Genomic DNA, 18,463 nt, shown 5'->3' on the forward strand with positions numbered 1-18,463 from the left:
TGGCAGCACGTCAGGAGCATCGATGACCTCCCCCGTCCCTACGAGTCGGCTGCGCGCGTGGATGCTCGAGGGCCTGTCGGACATGGCCCGGCACCAGCAGGGCGGGCAGGCGGTCCCGGAACGGCACGACCACGGCCAGCGCTGGTGGCGGGTGATGTGCCTGACGGGTGTCGACTACTTCTCCACCCTGGGCTACCAGCCCGGCATCGCGGCGCTGGCGGCGGGCCTGCTCTCGCCGGTGGCCACCATCGTGCTGGTGATCGTCACGCTGGCCGGCGCCCTGCCCGTGTACCGCCGGGTGGCCGAGGAGAGCCCCCGCGGCGAGGGCTCGATCGCCATGCTGGAGCGGCTGCTGTCGTTCTGGAAGGGCAAGCTCTTCGTCCTGACGCTGCTGGGCTTCGCGGCGACGGACTTCCTGATCACCATCACCTTGTCCGCGGCCGACGCCTCCACCCACCTGGTGGAGAACCCGCACCTGACCGAGGCGCTGCACGGGAAGCAGATGCTCATCACGCTGCTGCTGGTCGCGCTGCTCGGCGCGGTCTTCATGAAGGGCTTCCTGGAGGCGATCGGCGTCGCGGTCGCCCTCGTGGGCCTCTACCTGGCGCTCAACGTGGTCGTCGTGGTCGTCGGCCTGTGGCACGTGGCCACCGCCGGGCACGTGGTCACCGACTGGTCGAACGCCCTGACCACGCAGCACGGCAACATCCTGGTGATGGTCGGGGTGGCGCTGCTGGTCTTCCCCAAGCTGGCGCTGGGCCTGTCCGGCTTCGAGACCGGTGTGGCGGTGATGCCGCACGTCAAGGGCGACCCGTCCGACACCGAGGAGCGTCCCGCCGGGCGGATCCGGGACACGAAGAAGCTGCTGACCACGGCCGCCGTGATCATGAGCTGCTTCCTGATCACCACCAGCTTCATCACCACGCTGCTGATCCCCGCCGACGAGTTCGAGGCCGGCGGCCAGGCCAACGGCCGCGCGCTGGCCTACCTTGCGCACGAGTACCTGGGCAACGCCTTCGGCACCGTCTACGACGTGTCGACGATCTGCATCCTGTGGTTCGCCGGCGCCTCGGCGATGGCCGGCCTCCTCAACCTCATGCCGCGCTACCTGCCGCGCTACGGCATGGCGCCGCACTGGGCGCGCGCGGTGCGGCCGATGGTGCTGGTCTTCACCCTGGTCGCGTTCCTGGTCACCTGGATCTTCGACGCCAACGTCGACGCCCAGGGCGGCGCGTACGCGACCGGTGTCCTGGTGCTCATCTCCTCCGCGGCGATCGCGGTGACCATCGCCGCCCGCAAGGCGGGGCAGCGCAACTGGACGATCGCCTTCGGGGTGATCTCGGCCGTCTTCCTCTACACCACGGTCGTCAACGTCTTCGAGCGCCCGGACGGCGTCAAGATCGGTGCCTGCTTCATCGTCGGCATCATGCTGATCTCCCTGCTGTCGCGGCTCGCCCGCGCCTTCGAACTGCGCATCACCGGCATCACCACCGACGACATGGCCGAGCGCTTCGTACGGGACATCTCCCACCGCACGATCCGCTTCATCGCCAACGAGCCCGACCGGCGGGACGCCGCCGAGTACCGGGACAAGATCAAGCAGATCCGGTCAGACAACGACCTGCCGGCCGAGGAGGACTTCGTCTTCGTCGAGGTGACCGTCGCCGACCCGTCCGAGTTCGAGGCGGGCCTGGTGGTCCGCGGCGAGGTCCTCCACGACCGCTACCGCGTCCTGACCCTGGAGAGCTCCTCCATCCCCAACGCGCTGGCGGCCTTCCTGCTGCACGTCCGCGACACCACCGGGCAGCGTCCGCACATCTACTTCGAGTGGACCGAGGGCACCCCCTTCGCCAACTTCCTGCGCTTCTTCCTCTTCGGGCAGGGCGAGGTCGCCCCGGTCACCCGCGAGGTGCTGCGCGAGGCCGAGCCCGACCGCAGCCGCAGGCCCCGCGTCCACGTCGGCTGAGCCCCCGTCCGTCAGGGGTGCGCAAAGACCGGACCGGCGCTCGTCAAGGGGCCGTCAGGGCCACGCCTGGCGGCCGCCGCCCTGCCTACGGTCGGCCCCATGGAACGGCGAACGGCTCCCCGGCCCGGGCAGCAGGGCACCGTCGGTGACCGCCATTGGCGCGCCGACCTGCGGCGCGCGCTGGGGTACGCGGTCGCCTTCCTGTGCCTGGCGGTGCCGCTCGACGCGGTCGCGGGGACGCTCACCCCGCGGCGCGCGGCACTGTGGCTGGTCCTGGCCCTGATCGTGCTCGCGCTGCTCCACCCGGCCCGGGTGACCGCGGGCGACGGGTGGCTGGCGGTGCGCGGCACGCTGCGGGAGCGGCGGGTGCGGACCGACGCGCTGACCGTGGTCCGCCAGTCCGCCGGTGTGTCGCGGCATCTGGTCCTGTGGGACGCCCACGGCCGGTGGCTGGAGCTGGATCCCCGCGTCCTGGAGGCGAATCCGCTGCTGTGGCACCGGCTGGAGGCGGGCGCGCGGCGCTCCCGTACCGCCGGCACGCTCCGCGAGGGGTCCGAGGTGCTCGGGCGGCTCAGCGAGCGGATCGACGGCAGCACGGCACGAGCGGTGATCGATGCGCCCGGGATGGGCTGACAGGTCGCTTCGGTGCGGCCGGTCGCGTGGTCGTTCGTCGTACGTCGAGAAATGAGGCAGTCCGTGATCGAGTCGCCGTACGGGGGCACAGCGGGCGGGGGCCGGCGGGTGGTCGTCGGCCTGAGCGGTTCCCCCGGCAGTCTGGCCGCGCTGCACCGGGCGGTCGCGGAGGCCCGGTCCCGGTCCGCGGGACTGCTGGCGGTCCTGGCGTGGGAGCCGCCCCCCGAGGAGTTCACCTACCGCCGGGTGCCGCTTCCGCCGCGGCGCTTCGACTGGGAGCAGGAGGCGCGGCAACGCCTGAACGTCGCGCTGGAGGAGGCCTTCGGCGCCGGCGCCCTGGCCGGGATGCCGGACTTCCGCGCCGTGACGGCGCGCGGGCCCGCCGGGTACGTGCTGGTGAAGGCGGCCGCGCGCAGCGAGGACCTGCTGGTCGTCGGCACGGGGTCGCGCGGCCTGCTGCCGCGTGCGCTGCGCGGTTCGGTCGCCCGCTACTGCGTCGCGCACGCGGCCTGCCCGGTGCTGGCCGTACCCCCGTCCCGGCTGCCCGCCGGGGTCTGAGCCTCAGCCCCGCAGGTGCCCGAGGACGGTGCGCATCGCGTGCTCCACGGCGCCGCGCGCCTGCGCGCCGTGGTCCGTCGTCTCGAAGCCGTGGCCGCCGTCGGGGACGTCGACGACCTCCACGTCCGCCCCGGCGTCCTTGGCCGCGGAGAGGAACTCCTCGACGGTCACCGCGATCTCCGGCCGCTCCCGTCCCACCCGGGTCAGGACGACCGGCGGCGTGCTCGCGCCGTGCAGCGCGGCCACCGGCCGGAAACGGGAGGCGGCCAGGCCCCAGTTGGGCAGCGGCGCGAGGACGGGGTAGGTGGCGGCGACGCAGCGCAGCCACGGCGGGGGCGCCGCCAGCCAGTCCGCGGACAGCAGCCCGCCGGCGGAGAAGAACCACAGCGCGACCCGGCCGGCGTCGACCCGCGGATCGGCGCGGACGAGCTCCACCGCCTCGGCGAGGTCCCCGGCGGCGCGCGGGAAGTCACCGAGTTCGTGCAGCCGGTGGTCGACCGTCGCGCCGACCGCTCCGAGAGCCGCCGCGAGGCGGCCGTACCCGACGAAGGCCGGCCAGTCGCGCGGAGTGGGCCGCGCGCCGGCCGGCACCGGGCCGCCGTGCACGAAGACCACGGCCGGGCGGGGTCCGCCACCGCCGTCCGGGAGGTACAGGTCGGTCCGTCCGCGGCGCTCACGGGCCCGTTCGGGCACGTCGAGGAGGAACGGCCGCAGGTGCGCCGGTGGTTCGTCCGTCGCGGCGATCCGGTGGCCCTCACCGGCGGCGGCCTTCAGCAGGACGCCGGCGAGTTCGCCGGGTGCAGAGAGCATCGGCCAGTGGCCGGTGGCGAGTTCGAAGAAGCCGACGCGGGGGTCCGTGAGCGCCTGGAATTCAGGGTGCCCCAGGGCCACCAGCCCCTCCACCATGGCGATGCTCGAACCGTTGCCGGTGCACAGGACACCGGTCGCCGGCAGGGCGGCGGCCACCCCCGACAGGCGCAGCGGCCGGGTGAGCGTCCCGGCCGGCTGGGGTGCGGCGTCGGCGGCGAGCCGGGCCAGCGCCGCGGCGGGCACGCCGGCCGTACTGCCCCAGCGCTCCCATGCCCCGGGCGCGGGCGGTGCGACGCGCCACTCGTCGTCGCCCGGGGCGGCCGGGGCCGAGAGCCGGGCGCGCAGTTCCTGGTCGGGCAGGAGCGCCAGCGGCGGGTCGCCGTCCCGGGGCATGCCCGCGTCCAAGTGGACGACGCGGGCGATGCGGCCGGGCCGCCGGTCGGCGGCGGCGACGACCGGGTGGATGCCGTAGCCGTGGCCGACGAGCACCACATCCGTCGCGTCCAGGGAGTCGACGACCCGCAGGACGTCCTCGACATGGGTCTCCAGTACGGTGCCGGGCCCGGCCGGGCGGCCTGAGCCGGCCATGCCGGTGAGGGTCACCGGGTGGGCTCCGGCGCCCGCCCCGCGCAGCCGGCCGGCGACGTCCTCCCACACCCAGCCGCCCGTGTGGGCCTCGGGAACGAGTACGAACACGGTCATGTGTGCCTCCCCGCACGCGGTGGTCCGCGGAGCGGCCGTCCCGGCCGTCCGCGCTTGCCGGTACGGTAGGAGCTCCCCCTGAGGGAGGTTCAAGCGGTGGAAGCCGACAGCACGTTGAGCATCGGGGAGCTCGCCGAGCGGGCCGGCGTCTCCGTCAAGACCGTCCGTTTCTACTCCGACCGCGGACTGCTGCCCGAGTCCGGCCGCAGCGCGGGCGGCCACCGCCGCTACGCCCCCGAGGCGCTCACCCGGCTGCGCCTGATCCGCTCCCTGCGCGCCCTGGACCTGCCGGTGCCGGATGTGGGGCGGGCCCTGGAGCGGGAGGACGCCCTGGAGGACGTCGTCGCGCGCCACTTGCGGACCCTCGGCTCCCAACTGGCCGCGCTGCGCTGGCGGGAGGCCGCCCTGCGACTGCTGCGGGACTGCACCGCCGAGGAACGCGCCGAGCGGCTGGAGCTCGTCGGAGCCGTCCCCGTACCACCCAGCACGGACCCGATGGCCCGTTTCTGGCGCCGCTGGCTGCAGCCCGCGCGGCTGCCCGCCCCGGTGCTGGCCCGGGTCGTCGAACTCGCCGTGCCGCAACCGCCGGACGAGCCGAGCCCGGCGCAGGTGCTGGCCTTCGCCCGGCTGCACGCCTTCACCTCGGCCTCCTGCCCGCCCGGCGCCGTGCACCGGCTCGCGGCGCACCGGCCCGACGCGGGCCCCCGTCCGGCCGTCCTGTACGAGGGGCTGTACGAGGCCTACGAACTGGCCGCGCCGGACGTCCTGGCCGGACGCGCGCCGGGCGCGGGCGAGGCGCTCGACTGCTTCGTCACCGCCCACGCGCGGTCGTTCGGCGCGCGGGACACCCCCCGCTTCCGCCGCCGGCTGAGCGGCATGCTGGCCGTGGAGCCCCGCATCGACCGCTACTGGCAGCTCGTGGGCGAGCTGCGGGGCCCCGGGCAGCCGACCCCGGGCGCCTCCCACACCTGGCTGCGCTCCGCACTGGAGGACCAGGTCACGGCGCGGTGAGGATGCGCGGACCCTCCTCCGTGACGGCGACGGTGTGCTCGAAGTGGGCGGCCCGGCTGCCGTCCTCGGTGTGCAGCGTCCAGCCGTCGGAGGCCGTGCGGTAGCCGCCGCGCCCCCCAGCCATCAGCATCGGCTCGATGGCCAGGGCGAGCCCGTGCCGCAGCGGGTAACCACGGCCGGGGCGACCCTGGTTGGGCACATGGGGATCCTCGTGCATCCGGCGGCCGATGCCGTGGCCGCCGAAGTCCGCGGGCATGCCGCACCGGGCCTCGCGGGCGACGGTGCCGATGGCGTGCGAGATGTCGCCGATGCGGTTGCCGACGGTGGCCGCGGCGATCCCGGCGTCGAGCGCCCGCCGGGTGGCCTCGATGAGCCGGACGTCCGCGGGGCGGGGCGTGCCCACGGTGAAGCTGATCGCGGCGTCGCCGGTCCAGCCGTCCAGTTCGGCGCCGCAGTCGACGCTCACCAGGTCGCCGTCCCGCAGCCGGTAGTCGGTGGGGATGCCGTGCACGAGCGCGTCGTTGACGGAGGTGCAGAGCACCGCGGGGAAGGGCGTGGGCGCGAACGACGGCCGGTAGCCGAGGAACGGCGACCGCGCGCCCGCCGCGTCCAGGACGGCCCGGGCTGCCTCGTCCAGTTCCCGCAGCGACACGCCGACGCGCGCCGCCTCACGGGCGGCGGCGAGCGCGTGCGCCACGACGCGGCCGGCCTCCCGCATGGCCGCCAGCGCGGCATCCGTCTTGATCTCCACCATGTCCGTGGCTCCTCTTTCCGTTCCCTGGGTGCACCCAATTCTTATACCGGTATTAGTATCACGGGCATGGTGCGAACTCCTTTGACCCCCTGGGAACGGCAGCGCGGCGAGCGCTTCGGCACGCTGCTGCGCCGGGCCCGCGGCGACCGCAGCATGGTCGAGGTCGCGGCGGCGGCGGGCGTCTCCGCCGAGACCCTGCGCAAGATCGAGACCGGCCGCGCCCCGACCCCCGCCTTCTTCACCGTGGCCGCCCTCGCCGCGGCCCTGGACATCTCCCTGGACGAGCTCGCCTCGGCCTGCGTCCTCGAGGCCGACGAGGCGGGCGGCGGCGCCGCCTTGTCCGCGTAGGCCGCGCCGGGCTGCCCGCGTCGCCGCATGCGGGTGCGTTGTGGTTGCTGTTGGGGGTTTCCCCGCCGCCCTCCCGATTGCCCGGCGCGGTCAGTGACCGCCCCGCTGCGTACGTATGGGGTCGGTGCCGCGCCGGGGCACGCCCCCAGCCTTCGGCCGGGGGGACCCTCATGGGGGCACCCCGCCACACCCCCTTCTGCCGTGGGGGCGACTAACGGCCGGTGGGGGTTCAGAGAGCGGTCCGGGGTTGCCGCAAGTGCCTTACTCACCCCCCACCGGCCGTCATGCGCCCATACGACGGGAGGGGGTGTGGCGGGGTGCGCCCGGAAACGACGAGCGGCGAACCCGGCGCCGAATGATGTGGGGGTAAACCGCGAGCGTTGAGGACGTGTCCCGGCGCGGCACCGACCCAGGCACACGGTGCGAGACCCGCACTGACCGCGCCGGGCAATCGGGCGGGCGGGCGGGTGGACGCCCGCCGCAACCACAACGCACCCGCACACGACGACCGGACTCAGCTGCCCCCGAACCCCCCGCCGTCGCCGAAACCTCCGCCGTCGCCAAAGCCACCCCCGTCGCCGAAACCCCCACCGAAGTCCCCGGGGTCGAAGTCCGCGCCCGAGTAGTCGCCGCCCTGCTGGTCCGGCGCGGCACCGCCGTAGTCGCCGTAGGCGTAAGGGCCGGGGCCGCCGAGGGAGCTGCCGAGCAGCGTCCCGACGAGGATCCCGGGCAGCATCCCGCCACCGAAGTAGCCCTGGGCCCAGGGGGCGTAGGCCGGGCCCGCCTCCCAGTACGGGCGGGGGCCGCGAGGCGTGCCGACCTGGCGGGCCATGGGTTCCAGGCCGTCCGCGAGCCGGGCGGCGTCGGCCGCGCACACGGGAACGGTCCGCTCGGCCCCGCCGCTCTCGGGGGTCCAGGGCACGTCCTGGACCGAGGGGCCGTGCCGGGGGTCGAAGAAGCACGGCGGGCGGCGCTCGGGCAGCGGCCTGCCCTCGATGCGCGCCTCCAAGGTGGCGAGCGCGAAGCGCCCCTCCTCCAGGGCGCTGCTGACCGGCCGCACGTCCTCCGCGGAACGCGCCCGGTCCATCGCGGTCTTCGCGGTGTCGTAGGCGTCCAGGGCGCGCGTGTAGTCCTCGCGCATGGCGTCGTCGGCCGTCGCGCCGCCCGGGTCGAAGCCGATCCGGCTCAGCTCCTCACCGAAGGCGGTGATGTCCTCGTCCACCACCGGGCGCAGCTCGTCCAGCCGGGCCCAGTCCTGCGCCTCGCGGCGCCGCTTGGCGCGTCGCGACAGCAGGACAGCCCCGCCGCCGCCGGCGACGACCAGGACGCCGAGCGCGACGAGGAGCCCGGCGCCGCCGCTGCCCGCGCCGACGCCGACGGAGTCGTCGCCCCAGGACGCCGGGGCGTGGCCACGCGCCTGCGGCAGCGCCTCGTCCACGAAGCCGGTGACCATCGCCGCGGGGTCGCCGGGGTCGGAGCGCCGTACGGCCCCGGCCAGGTTCTCGACGGCGTTGTGCGGCATCACGGCGGGGTCCGCCCCGGCGTCGAAGCGGTCGCCGAGGGCCACGACGTACACACCGGTGATGCCGACCTTGGTCCGCAGGTCCTTCAGCAGCGTGGCGGCGGGGAACTCCGCGGTGTCCGGGAGGACGGCGACGAAGACCGGCCGGTCGGCCTTCTCGATGCGCCCGGCGAGGGTGTCCGCGTCGCCCGGCGACAGCACGTCCCGCGCCCGGGGGTCGACGTACACGGGACCGCCGTCGCGCAGGGCCGCCGCGGCCGCGTCGAGCCCGCCCGTGGCGCGCGCCCCGGAGCCCGTCGCGGCGACGAGGCAGAGCACGCCGAGGATCACGGCGAGTACCGGCACGAGGCGGAGGATCCGCCGGACGGTCCCCATGGTTACGACGCTAACCCAGATCGGGTGCGCGCGGCGCTGCGGGAGCCGGCTCCCCGGGGCGGTGCCCGGCTTCTCCGTTAGGCCGTTTTGTCAGAATTGCCCGACAATAAGCGACATTGGCCGGTCTACTGCACCAGGTGGCGACCGGCGGTGCTCGACCGGATGAGAACGCCTCGTTCCCGGGGATGGGTCGTCGCGGTGGACATACAGCAGTCGGCGAAGGATGTCGGTCAGCCCCAGACGGCGGTGGGGCAGGCAGGGGTGTTCCGTGACCTGCTGCCCCTCGCGATGTGGCGGATCGACTCCGAGGGTCGGATCTCCCAGTGGTCGCTGGCCGCGCAGGAACTCTTCGGGCACACCGCGCAGGAGGTGCTCGGCCGCAGCGCCACACCCCTGCTGGTCCCCGTGAGGAACTGGGACCTGGCCGACGAGCTGACGCGCAGGGTGCTGTCGGGCGAGGCGGTCGTGGGCACGCTCCCCGTACGCCACCGTGACGGCCACCTGGTGACGATGGAGATGTGGATCTGCCCCACCGCCGACCCGCAGGGGCGCACCGGGCTGATGGGCATCGCCGCCGAGACCTCCGCGGTGCTGCGCATGCGGGACTCGCTGGCGGCGCTGGAGGGCCTGTTCACGCAGTCCCCCATCGGCCTGGCCATGCTCGGCCCGGACCTGCGCTACGTACGGGTCAACGAGGCTCTGGCCCGTATGAACGGGGTCCCCGCCGCCCAGCACATCGGCAGGCGGGTGAGCGAGGTGGTCCCCGGGCTCAACACCATGGCGCTGGAGACCGTGATGCGCCAGGTGCTCGCCCGCGGCGAGCCGGTGGTGGACTTCCGGGGCGTCGGACGCACGGGGGGCGACCCCCTCAACGAGCGGGTGTGGTCGTGCTCCTTCTCCCCGCTCCTCGGCGGCGGCGGCCGCCGCCTGGGCGTGATCGCCACCCTGATCGACATCACCCGCGAGGAGCGGGCCCAGCTCCAGGCCACCCGCGGACGGCAGCGGCTCGCCCTGCTCGCCGAGGCCGGCACCCGCATCGGCACCACGCTCGACCTGCGGCGGACCGCGGAGGAGGTGGTGCAGGTGCTCGTGCCCCGGGTGGCGGACTCCGCCGACGTGCACCTGCTGGAGGAGGTCCTCGACCCGGACGAGGCCGCCGCCTCCGCCCACGGCATGGTGCGCCGGCTGGCGGTCTCCTTCGCCGATCCGGCGGCGCCCGCCGAGGACCTGGCCGTCGGCATGACGCACCAGGTCCCCCGGGCGTCCGCGTACGAGCAGGTCATGGTGGAGGGCCGGCCGATGCGGCTCACCAGGGCCGACATACCCCGGCTGGTGCCCGGCCCGGAGTACGAGCGGCTGCGCGGCTACCTGCGCACCCTCGGCTCCGCCCGCATGGTCCCGCTGGTGGCCCGCGGCACGGTGCTGGGCATCATGATGGTCACCCGCTCCCGCAGGCGCGAGCCCTTCGACGACCAGGACGACCTGCTCATCGACGAACTCGCCGCCCGCGCGGCGCTCGGCATCGACAACGCGCGGATGTACTCCGCCCAGCGCCGCGCCGCCCTCACCCTGCAGCGCAGCCTCGCCAACACCGCGCTGCCCACGGTGCCCGGGCTGGAACTGGCCGGCCGGTACCTGCCCGCGAGCGACCACGAGGTGGGCGGCGACTGGTTCGACGTCATCGCGCTGCCCGGCGACAGGACCGCCCTGGTCATCGGGGACGTCATGGGCCACGGGGTGCACGCGGCGGCCGTCATGGGGCAGCTGCGGACGACGGTGCGCACCCTGGCCCGCCACGACATCCCCCCGGCCGAGCTGCTCCGCTCCCTGGACGCGGCCGTCGCCGACGTCGGCGAGAACGAGATGGCGACCTGCGTCTACGCCGTCCACGACCCGGCCGACGGCAGCTGCCTGGTCGCCCGCGCCGGGCACCCGCCGCCGGCGGTGGCGGGGGCCGGGAACGAGGTCGCCTTCCTGGACGGCCCGAGCGGAACACCCCTCGGCGTGGGCCGCCGGGACTTCCAGACTGAACGGGTGCTCCTGCCGCCGGGAGGTGTGCTGGTCCTCTACACCGACGGCCTGATCGAGGCCCGCGACCGCAACCTCGACCAGGGCATGCGCCAACTCACCCGCGCCCTGCGCGATCCCGGCGAGCCGCTCTCCCGGGTCTGCGACCGCGTCCTCGCCCGTCTCCTGCCCCACGGCGCGCAGGACGACGTGGCGATCCTGCTGGCCCGGCCGCTCCACCCCGCCACCGGCCATGAGCCTGCGCACTGAGCGGGCGCCGGCGCCCTGCGGGCCACGCGGGACCGGCCGTGCGGGCCGATACTGGAACCACGCCCCCATGGGCGTCCCTCCCGGGCCCCGGCGGAGAACCACCCCAGGTGACGCAGCTCGCCCGCTTCTCCCGCACGTGCGACGGTGATAGCGATGGACAACCCGGCCAAGACGTTCAGCGAGTCACCGGAGGACCCGTTCTCGGTGCACGCCGCGGCCTCGGTGGTGCTGGACGACCATGCGTCCGTGGTGGGGTGGAGCACCCGCGCCGAGACGCTGCTCGGCCACCGGGCCCAGGACGTCCTGGGCCGGTCGGCTCCCGAACTCCTGCTCCACCCCGGCGACTTGGAGCTGGTCCTGACCGCCACCGCGGCCTGCGTCCGGGCGGGCGGCTGGTTCGGGGTCGTACCCGTGCTGCACCGGGACGGACGGCGGGTGGAGGTCGGCTGCCGGGTCCGCGCCATCGCGCGGGAGGACCGGCGCCGCGAGTGGTACGTGGTCGCGGCGCCCGCCGCCGAGGTCGTCCGGTGGGAGACGGACCGGTGGGTGCTGGAGGGGTTGTTCCGCCGTTCCCCCATCGGGCTCGCGGTCTACGCCCCCGACCTCACCTTCCTGCGGGTGAACCGGGCGATCACCAAGTTCAGCGGGGTCCCCGCGGGGAAGCACCAGGGCCTGCGCACGGGGGACTTCCTCTTCGGGCCGGACGCCGACGCCGTGGACCACCAGTTGCGGCGGGTGCTCGAGACGGGCCGTTCCTCGATCTTCTCCGAGCAGCCCTGCCGGCTGCGCCGCGACCCGCAGCGCGAACTGTACGTGTCCGTCTCGGCGTTCCGGATGCAGGACGCCAACGGGCACGTCCTCGGGGTGACCCAGACCGTCGAGGACGTCACGGAGCGCTACCAGGCCCGCCGCAGGCTGTCCCTGCTCAGCGAGGCCGGGGCGCGGATCGGCACCACGCTGGACGTCGGCCGCACCGCCCGCGAACTGGCCGAGGTGGCCGTGCCCGGGCTGGCCGACAGCGCCTCCGTCGACCTGCTGGAGGCCGTGCCCCAGGGTGACGAGCCCGCCCAGGACTCGTTCCGTACGGTCTGCCGCGCGGCGGTCCAGTCGGTCTTCCCGGACACCCAGAAGATCATGTACCCGGTGGGGCACACCATCCGCATCCCTCCGGGGTCGACGCAGGCGCGGTCGCTGGCCGAGGGCCGCCCGGTCTTCGAGTCGGACATGGGCCGGGCCCTCGCCTGGCTCGACGAGGACCCCGTGCGGGCCAGGGCCGCCCGCGCGGTCGGCGCGCACTCCCTGATGGTGGTGCCGCTGCTCGCCCGCGGGCTCGTGCTCGGGCTGATCAGCCTCTGGCGGACCCGCGGCCGCGAGCCCTTCGAGGCCGACGACCTCACCCTCGCCGAGGAGTTCGCCGCCCGCGCGGCCCTGAGCATCGACAACGCCCGCCGCTACACCCAGCAGCACCAGGCGGCCCTCACCCTCCAGCACAGCCTGCTCCCCGGGGACGTGCCCTGGCACCCCGCCGCCGAGGTGGCCCACCGCTACCTGCCCGCCAACACCGCCACCGGGGTCGGCGGCGACTGGTTCGACGTCATCCCGCTCTCCGGTCTCCGCATCGCCCTGGTGGTGGGCGACGTCGTCGGCCGCGGTCTGCACGCGGCGGCCACCATGGGCCGGCTGCGCACCGCCGTGCACACCCTGGCCCACCTGGACCCCACCCCGGACGAGGTGCTGTCGCACCTCGACGACCTCGTGGACCGGCTCGCCTCGGAACAGCGCGAGAGCCACGAGAACGCCCCACCGGTCGTCGGCGCGACCTGCCTCTACGCCGTCTACGACCCGGTCTCCCGGCGCTGCTCGCTCGCCCGGGCCGGCCATCCGCCCCCCGTGGTCGTCACCCCGGAGGGACGGGCGAGCCTGGTCAACATCCCCCCGGGCCCGCCGCTGGGCCTCGGCGGCCTCCCCTTCGAGACCGCCGAGATCGAGCTGGCCGAGCGCAGCATCCTCGCGCTCTACACCGACGGCCTGCTGTGCACCCGCTGCCGCGACCTCGACGACAGCCTCGCGATGCTGTGCGGGGCGCTCACCGCGCCGTCCGGCTCCCTGGAGGAGACCTGCAGCGCCGTCGAGGACACCCTCCTCAAGGCACGCAGCTCCACCGAGGCCGCCGACGACGTGGCCCTCCTCGTCGCCCGGACCCGCGTCCTCGCGCCGGAACAGGTCGCCACCTGGGACCTCCCGCCGGACGCCACCGCCGCCGGACGGGCCCGCACGCTGGTGGAGTCCCAGCTCGCCACCTGGGGGCTGGAGGAGGCGGCCTTCGTGACCGAACTGATCGTCAGCGAGCTGGTCACCAACGCGTACCGCTATGCGGGCGGGCCCATCACACTGCGGCTGATCCGCGACAGCCACCTCATCTGCGAGGTCTCCGACACCAGCAGCACCTCCCCGCACCTGCGCAGGGCGCGGACGACGGACGAGGGCGGGCGCGGGCTGTTCCTGGTCGCGCAGCTCAGCGAACGCTGGGGCGCCCGCTACACGCGCGAGGGCAAGACGATCTGGGCCGAGCAGCCCCTGCAGGCCGCCTTCTGAGCGGCTACGGCACGTGGGCACCGCACCTGCCCGGCGTCCCAACCGACGCTGGTCCCGCACCGCGTCTCGGTGGCTGACGGCCCGAAGGCGGTGCAGGCCCGTCGGTCGCCCTCCGCCCGTACGACGACCCGCCCCCGCACGGGGCTCAGCGGGGCGGCAGTGCGGTGCCGCAGCGGGAGCAGTACAGGGCGTCGCTCTCGCCGGCCAGGCGGCCGCAGTCCGCGCAGACGCGGTGCAGCAGGCAGACCGCTTCGCCCGCGTCCGGCGCGGGGGCGAGCCCGGCGATGGTGAGGCCGGGGCGGCGGGCGTGCACCGTGAGGTAGGTCAGCCCCACGGCGCCGGCGGACAGCGCGCGGCAGGAGCCGCGGGGCAGCCAGGCGAGTGCGCCGGGCGCCAGGGTCGTCTGGCGTCCGCCGTCGTCGCCCGACAGGTACCCGCCGCCGTCGACGACGTACAGCAGGACGTCCAGGTCGGCCTCGACGTGCGGCCGGACCTCGGTGCCCGCCGGAAGGCGGATGACGTTGGCGTCGAGCTGGCGGCGGTCCGCGCCGAGCCGCCACAGCGCTCCGCGCTGCCCGACGGGCGTACGGCCGATCAGATCCGCCACCTGGGCGAGGACACCCGGCTCGGGCTTGGTCTCCACGTTCGTCCTCCCTGCAGCAGTGGAACAGCGGAACGGTACTCCGCCCAGGGTGCCGCCGCACGACGGCGGGGCGGCGGGACGGCGGTGTCCCGACGCGACGCGCGCTCCGGGGAGGCGGACCATGGGGGCATGACGCCGGAGCGGACGCCGCCGGGGAGGCCGTGATGCCAGTGGGCCGGATCGGGATGGTCGTGCACGGTGCGCGCGAGGACGCGAGCGAGGCCGCCGCGGCGGTCGACCGCTGGTGCGCGCGGCACGGGGTCCCCGCGGTGGAGATCGACGTATGGCGCAAGGACCGGCCCCGGCACAGCGGTCAGGAGGAGGCGGCCACGGCCGGCTACCCGGACCTGATCGTGACCCTCGGCGGCGACGGCACCTTCCTGCGCGGCGCGCGGGTGGCCGCCGCGTGCGGGGCGGCCGTGCTGGGCGTGGACTTGGGGCGGGTCGGCTTCCTCACCGAGGTGTGCACCGAGGACGTGGAGCGGGCGCTCGACTGCGTGCACGAGGGCCGGGCGACCGTCGAGGACCGCATGACGCTCACGCTGCGGGCGTCCCGGCCGCTGGAGATCCCCGAGGGCATCGAGTCCCTGCTGCGGTACGGGCGCGGCCCCGCGCTGCCGCCGCCGCGGGTGCGGCCCGGCGACCCCGAGGACGTGGGCTGGGGCGTGCCGATGGCCGTCAACGCCGTCAACGACGTGGTCTTCGAGAAGCTCGCCCGGGACCGGCAGGCCAGTCTCGCGGTGTACCTGGCGGGCCGTCTGTTCGCGTCCTACTCCGCGGACGCGGTCGTCGTGGCCACCCCGACGGGTTCCACCGCGTACAGCTTCGCCGCGGGGGGCCCGGTGGTCTCCCCGCACATGGACGCGATCGTGTTCACCCCCGTCGCGCCGCACATGGCCTTCGACCGGACCCTGGTGGCGGCCCCTGACGAGGTCCTGGGGGTCCGCGTGCTGACCCGCTCCGGCCGGGTCGCGGTCAGCATCGACGGCCAGCTGAGGGGCGTCCTCGATCCGGGTGACTGGGTCGGGGTGTACAAGGCCCGGCACCGGCTGCGGTTGATCCGGCTGGGCCCGACCGACTTCTACGGGCGGGTGCGCGACCGCTTCCGGCTCAGTGACGCCCCGGCCGCGGCCGCCGACGGGGAGGTCCCGCCGCTGTACCGACCGAACTCCCCCGTCCCGCCCGACCTGCGGAATCTGCGCTTCCCACCCCTTGACGGGCACTGACCGCGCCCTGCCGGGCGATCCCTGCCAGCTCCCGCGCCGGCCCGGTCAGGTCGCGCCCGCGGGCGCGCACCACGCGCAGCGTCCGCGTCAGGTCGAGTCCGGCCACGGGGACGGCGACGACGCTGCCGCCCGCGAGTTCCGCGGTGAGGGCGAGGGAACTGAGGACGGCCGGGGCGAGCCCGTCGGCGACGGCGGTCTTGATGGCGGTGGTGGAGGGGAGTTCGAGGAGCGGATCGGTGAGCGCGAGCCCCGTCCCCTCGGCCAGGGCGTGCTCGAGGTAGCGGCGCGTGCCGGAGCCTCGTTCACGGCTGACCAGGGGTGTCGCGGCGAGTTCGGCGGCGCCGATGCCGGACCGGCGGCGCGCCCAGCGGTGGGAGGGGGCGACGACGACGGTCAGCTCGTCGTGCGCGACCGGCTGGGCGACCAGCCCGCGCGGGACGTCCGGGCCCTCGACGAAACCGAGGTGCACCTCGCCGGCCAGGACGGCCGCGGCCACGTCCTCGGAGTTGCCCGCGGTCAGCGCGACCGTGGTGCGCGGGGCGCCCGCCCGCAGGATGAGCAGCCACTGCGGCAGGAGGTACTCGGCCACCGTCATGCTCGCGGCCACCTGCAGCCGGCTCTCCGCGGTGCCGCGCAGCGAGGTGACCCCGGCGTCCAGCGAGGCTGCGGCGTCGACGGCGGTGCGCGCCCAGTCCGCGACGAGCGCGCCGTGCTCGGTGAGCCGCGAACCGCGCGGTGAGCGTTCCAGCAACTGCAGACCGAGCCGGCGTTCGAGGTGCCGGAGGCGGGAGCTCGCGGCCGGCTGGCTGACGCCGTGGGCCCGCGCGGCGGCACCGACGCTGCCGAGGCTCGCGACCGACAGCAGCAGGTCGTACGCCGCCAGGTCGCTCACGCGCTCGGGCAGGGGCATAAGCCCAGTCTATGAGCCCATCCGGAAGTGCTCCCTACCGGTCGTGCCCGGCCGGGGCGACGCTACGGACATGCCTTCGACGCTCGCCCTTGCCTCCCGGCCCGGCGCCCACCCGCGCACCGGGCTGCTGCGGGAGCTGGACCACCCCTCCCAGCTCTTCCGCGACCTCGGCCCCAACTGGTTCGCCTCGGTGATGGGCACGGGCATCGTCGCCACGGCGGCGGCCGGGCTCCCGGCGCACATACCGGGGCTGCGGACGGCCGCCACGGTCGTATGGGCGCTGGCAGCCGCCTGGCTGGTGGCGCTCTCGGCGGGCTGGGCGGTGCACTGGACCCGGTACCGCGACCGCGCGCGGGCGCACGCCGGCCACCCGGTGATGGCGCACTTCTGGGGTGCCCCGGCGATGGCGCTGCTGACCGTGGGCGCCGGCACGCTGGCGCTGGGCTCGGACTGGATCGGGCCGCACGCGGCCCTGGCGGTGGACGCGGTGCTCTGGTCGGCGGGCACCCTGCTGGGCCTGGTGACCTGGGTGTGGATCCCGTACCGTGCGATGACCGAGCACCGTGTGGGCGACGACTCGGCGTTCGGCGGCTGGCTGATGCCCGTCGTCCCGCCGATGGTCTCCGCCGCCACCGGGGCCGCCCTCGTCCCGCACCTCCCCGCCGGGCAGGCACGGCTGACGCTGCTGCTGGCGTGCTACGCGATGTTCGGGATGAGCCTGATCGCGAGCCTGGTGATCATCCCGCAGATCTGGGGCCGGCTGGTGCGCCACAAGACGGGCCCGGCGGCCATGGTGCCGACCCTGTGGATCGTGCTCGGCCCGCTGGGGCAGTCCGTCACGGCGGCCAATCTCCTGGGGCACGCGGCGCCCACCGCCCTGCCCCGCCCCTACGCCACCGGGGCCGAGGTCTTCGGCTACCTCTACGGCGTGCCCACCTGGGGGTTCGCCATGATGTGGCTGGCCCTGGCGGCGGCGCTCACCGTGCGCACCGCGCGGCGCGGACTGCCGTTCACCCTGAGCTGGTGGAGCTTCACCTTCCCGCTGGGCACGTGCGTGACCGGGACGAGCGCGCTGGCGCTGCGGCTGCATTCGACGGCCTTTCAGGGGGCGGCGCTGATCCTGTACGCGGGCCTGGTGGCGGCATGGGCGCTCGTCGCCGTGCGGACCGTCCGCGCCGGGGCCCGCGGCACGCTGTTCCTGCCGCCCGCCCCGGCGCCCCGCGCCTGAACGAAGCGGATCACAGACCCTGCCAGGACGGCTTCGCCGCGTAGGTGGCCCGGAAGTAGTCGGCCAGCTTCAGCTTGGACGCGGCCGCCTCGTCGACGACGACGGTGGCGTGCGGGTGCAGCTGGAGCGCGGAGGCGGGGACGACCGCCGCCAGCGGGCCCTCGACGGCCAGGGCGACCGCCTCGGCCTTCGCCTCGCCGGTGGCCAGCAGCACGAGGTGCCGGGCCTCCAGGATGGTGCCGATGCCCTGGGTGATGACGTGGTGCGGCACGGCCTCGGGGCGGTCGAAGAAGCGCGCGTTGTCCTTGCGGGTCTGCTCGGTCAGCGTCTTGATCCGGGTCCGGGAGGCCAGCGAGGAGCACGGCTCGTTGAAGCCGATGTGGCCGTCGGTGCCGATGCCGAGCAGCTGCAGGTCCACCCCGCCGGCCGCCGCCAGCGTGCGCTCGTACGCCGCGCACGCCTCGACGATGTCCTCGGCGGTGCCGTCGGGTCCCATGAACGACTCCCGGGCGAGGCCGAGGGGCTCGACGACCTCGCGCAGCACCACGGAGCGGTAGGACTCCGGGTGCCCGGCGGGCAGTCCGACGTACTCGTCCAGCTGGCAGATCCGGGCCCGCGACACGTCGGCGCGGCCCTCGCCGGCCAGGCCGGCGAGGGCCCGGTAGACCGGGAGCGGGGTCGAACCGGTGGCGACGCCGAGCAGCGCGTCGGGCTTGCGGCGCAGCAGGTCCGCGATGGCACCCGCGATGAGTTCGCCGCCTGCGGTGGCGTCCGGGACGATGACGACTTCCACTTCGGGACCGCCGATCTGGTGAGGGAGACCGTAACTGGTTTAGACCAATTTAGCAGTCGGGCGCCCCGGGGATCCACCGCCGGCCCGGGGGTGCCTTCGGGCGAATGCGGCT

General features: G+C 75.0%; 15 protein-coding genes. 9 read left to right on the top strand and 6 right to left on the bottom strand.

The window, feature by feature from the left end; translation table 11 throughout:
• Nucleotides 1-22 precede the first annotated feature (22 nt).
• From PV410_RS20010 to PV410_RS20020, 3 genes are all read left to right on the top strand, one after another.
• On the top strand, nt 23-1,966 hold the full coding sequence (locus PV410_RS20010; RefSeq protein ID WP_500326325.1) for an APC family permease: 1,944 nt from the start codon (nt 23-25) through the stop codon (nt 1,964-1,966).
• A 99-nt stretch (nt 1,967-2,065) separates the two neighbouring features.
• Nucleotides 2,066-2,599 carry a hypothetical protein gene (locus PV410_RS20015; protein WP_500326327.1) on the top strand — a complete coding sequence of 178 codons (534 nt, stop codon included), beginning with the start codon at nt 2,066-2,068 and terminating at the stop codon, nt 2,597-2,599.
• Between the two features lie 63 nt (nt 2,600-2,662).
• Entirely contained in the window at nt 2,663-3,157 is a 495-nt protein-coding gene (locus PV410_RS20020) for a universal stress protein (RefSeq protein ID WP_500326329.1), read from the top strand.
• A 3-nt stretch (nt 3,158-3,160) separates the two neighbouring features.
• Here the strand turns inward: PV410_RS20020 and PV410_RS20025 are convergent, their stop codons facing one another.
• Nucleotides 3,161-4,669, bottom strand: a complete 1,509-nt coding sequence (locus PV410_RS20025) for an alpha/beta hydrolase (RefSeq protein ID WP_500326330.1) — start codon at nt 4,667-4,669, stop codon at nt 3,161-3,163.
• A gap of 96 nt (nt 4,670-4,765) precedes the next feature.
• On the opposite strand from PV410_RS20025, the gene PV410_RS20030 reads away from it, so the two are divergent.
• Nucleotides 4,766-5,680 carry a helix-turn-helix domain-containing protein gene (locus tag PV410_RS20030; RefSeq protein ID WP_500326331.1) on the top strand — a complete coding sequence of 305 codons (915 nt, stop codon included), beginning with the start codon at nt 4,766-4,768 and terminating at the stop codon, nt 5,678-5,680.
• Here PV410_RS20030 and map read toward each other — a convergent pair.
• On the bottom strand, nt 5,667-6,434 hold the full coding sequence (map, locus tag PV410_RS20035; RefSeq protein ID WP_500326333.1) for a type I methionyl aminopeptidase: 768 nt from the start codon (nt 6,432-6,434) through the stop codon (nt 5,667-5,669). The genes PV410_RS20030 and map overlap by 14 nt on opposite strands.
• Nucleotides 6,435-6,500: 66 nt before the next feature.
• Here map and PV410_RS20040 point away from each other — a divergent pair, with 66 nt between their 5' ends.
• Complete coding sequence (locus tag PV410_RS20040) at nt 6,501-6,782, top strand: helix-turn-helix domain-containing protein (RefSeq protein ID WP_500326335.1); 282 nt, start codon at nt 6,501-6,503, stop codon at nt 6,780-6,782.
• 514 nt (nt 6,783-7,296) lie between these two features.
• On the opposite strand, the gene PV410_RS20045 is transcribed toward PV410_RS20040, so the two are convergent.
• The gene (locus PV410_RS20045) at nt 7,297-8,679 is read right to left on the bottom strand and encodes a hypothetical protein (RefSeq protein WP_500326336.1); all 1,383 of its coding nucleotides are present in this window, start codon (nt 8,677-8,679) and stop codon (nt 7,297-7,299) included.
• A 198-nt stretch (nt 8,680-8,877) separates the two neighbouring features.
• Here PV410_RS20045 and PV410_RS20050 point away from each other — a divergent pair, with 198 nt between their 5' ends.
• Together PV410_RS20050 and PV410_RS20055 are read left to right on the top strand one after the other, a co-directional pair.
• Entirely contained in the window at nt 8,878-10,956 is a 2,079-nt protein-coding gene (locus PV410_RS20050; protein WP_500326338.1) for a SpoIIE family protein phosphatase, read from the top strand.
• A gap of 153 nt (nt 10,957-11,109) precedes the next feature.
• Nucleotides 11,110-13,551, top strand: coding sequence for a SpoIIE family protein phosphatase (locus PV410_RS20055; RefSeq protein ID WP_500326340.1), 2,442 nt, complete (start codon nt 11,110-11,112; stop codon nt 13,549-13,551).
• Nucleotides 13,552-13,696: 145 nt separating this feature from the next.
• Here the strand turns inward: PV410_RS20055 and PV410_RS20060 are convergent, their stop codons facing one another.
• The gene (locus tag PV410_RS20060) at nt 13,697-14,194 is read right to left on the bottom strand and encodes a cupin domain-containing protein (RefSeq protein WP_500326342.1); all 498 of its coding nucleotides are present in this window, start codon (nt 14,192-14,194) and stop codon (nt 13,697-13,699) included.
• Nucleotides 14,195-14,358: 164 nt separating this feature from the next.
• On the opposite strand from PV410_RS20060, the gene PV410_RS20065 reads away from it, so the two are divergent.
• The gene (locus tag PV410_RS20065; RefSeq protein ID WP_500326344.1) at nt 14,359-15,420 is read left to right on the top strand and encodes an NAD(+)/NADH kinase; all 1,062 of its coding nucleotides are present in this window, start codon (nt 14,359-14,361) and stop codon (nt 15,418-15,420) included.
• Here the strand turns inward: PV410_RS20065 and PV410_RS20070 are convergent.
• Complete coding sequence (locus PV410_RS20070) at nt 15,305-16,330, bottom strand: LysR family transcriptional regulator (RefSeq protein ID WP_500326346.1); 1,026 nt, start codon at nt 16,328-16,330, stop codon at nt 15,305-15,307. The two genes, PV410_RS20065 and PV410_RS20070, sit on opposite strands and share 116 nt — an antisense overlap.
• A gap of 70 nt (nt 16,331-16,400) precedes the next feature.
• Between PV410_RS20070 and PV410_RS20075 the strand changes: the two genes are divergently transcribed.
• The gene (locus tag PV410_RS20075) at nt 16,401-17,558 is read left to right on the top strand and encodes a TDT family transporter (protein ID WP_500326347.1); all 1,158 of its coding nucleotides are present in this window, start codon (nt 16,401-16,403) and stop codon (nt 17,556-17,558) included.
• Nucleotides 17,559-17,568: 10 nt separating this feature from the next.
• Here PV410_RS20075 and PV410_RS20080 read toward each other — a convergent pair whose 3' ends face one another.
• On the bottom strand, nt 17,569-18,351 hold the full coding sequence (locus PV410_RS20080) for a glucosamine-6-phosphate deaminase (protein ID WP_500326348.1): 783 nt from the start codon (nt 18,349-18,351) through the stop codon (nt 17,569-17,571).
• Nucleotides 18,352-18,463 lie beyond the last annotated feature (112 nt).

The sequence above is a fragment of the Streptomyces sp. PA03-5A genome, from assembly GCF_033792725.1.
GTDB lineage: Bacteria > Actinomycetota > Actinomycetes > Streptomycetales > Streptomycetaceae > Actinacidiphila.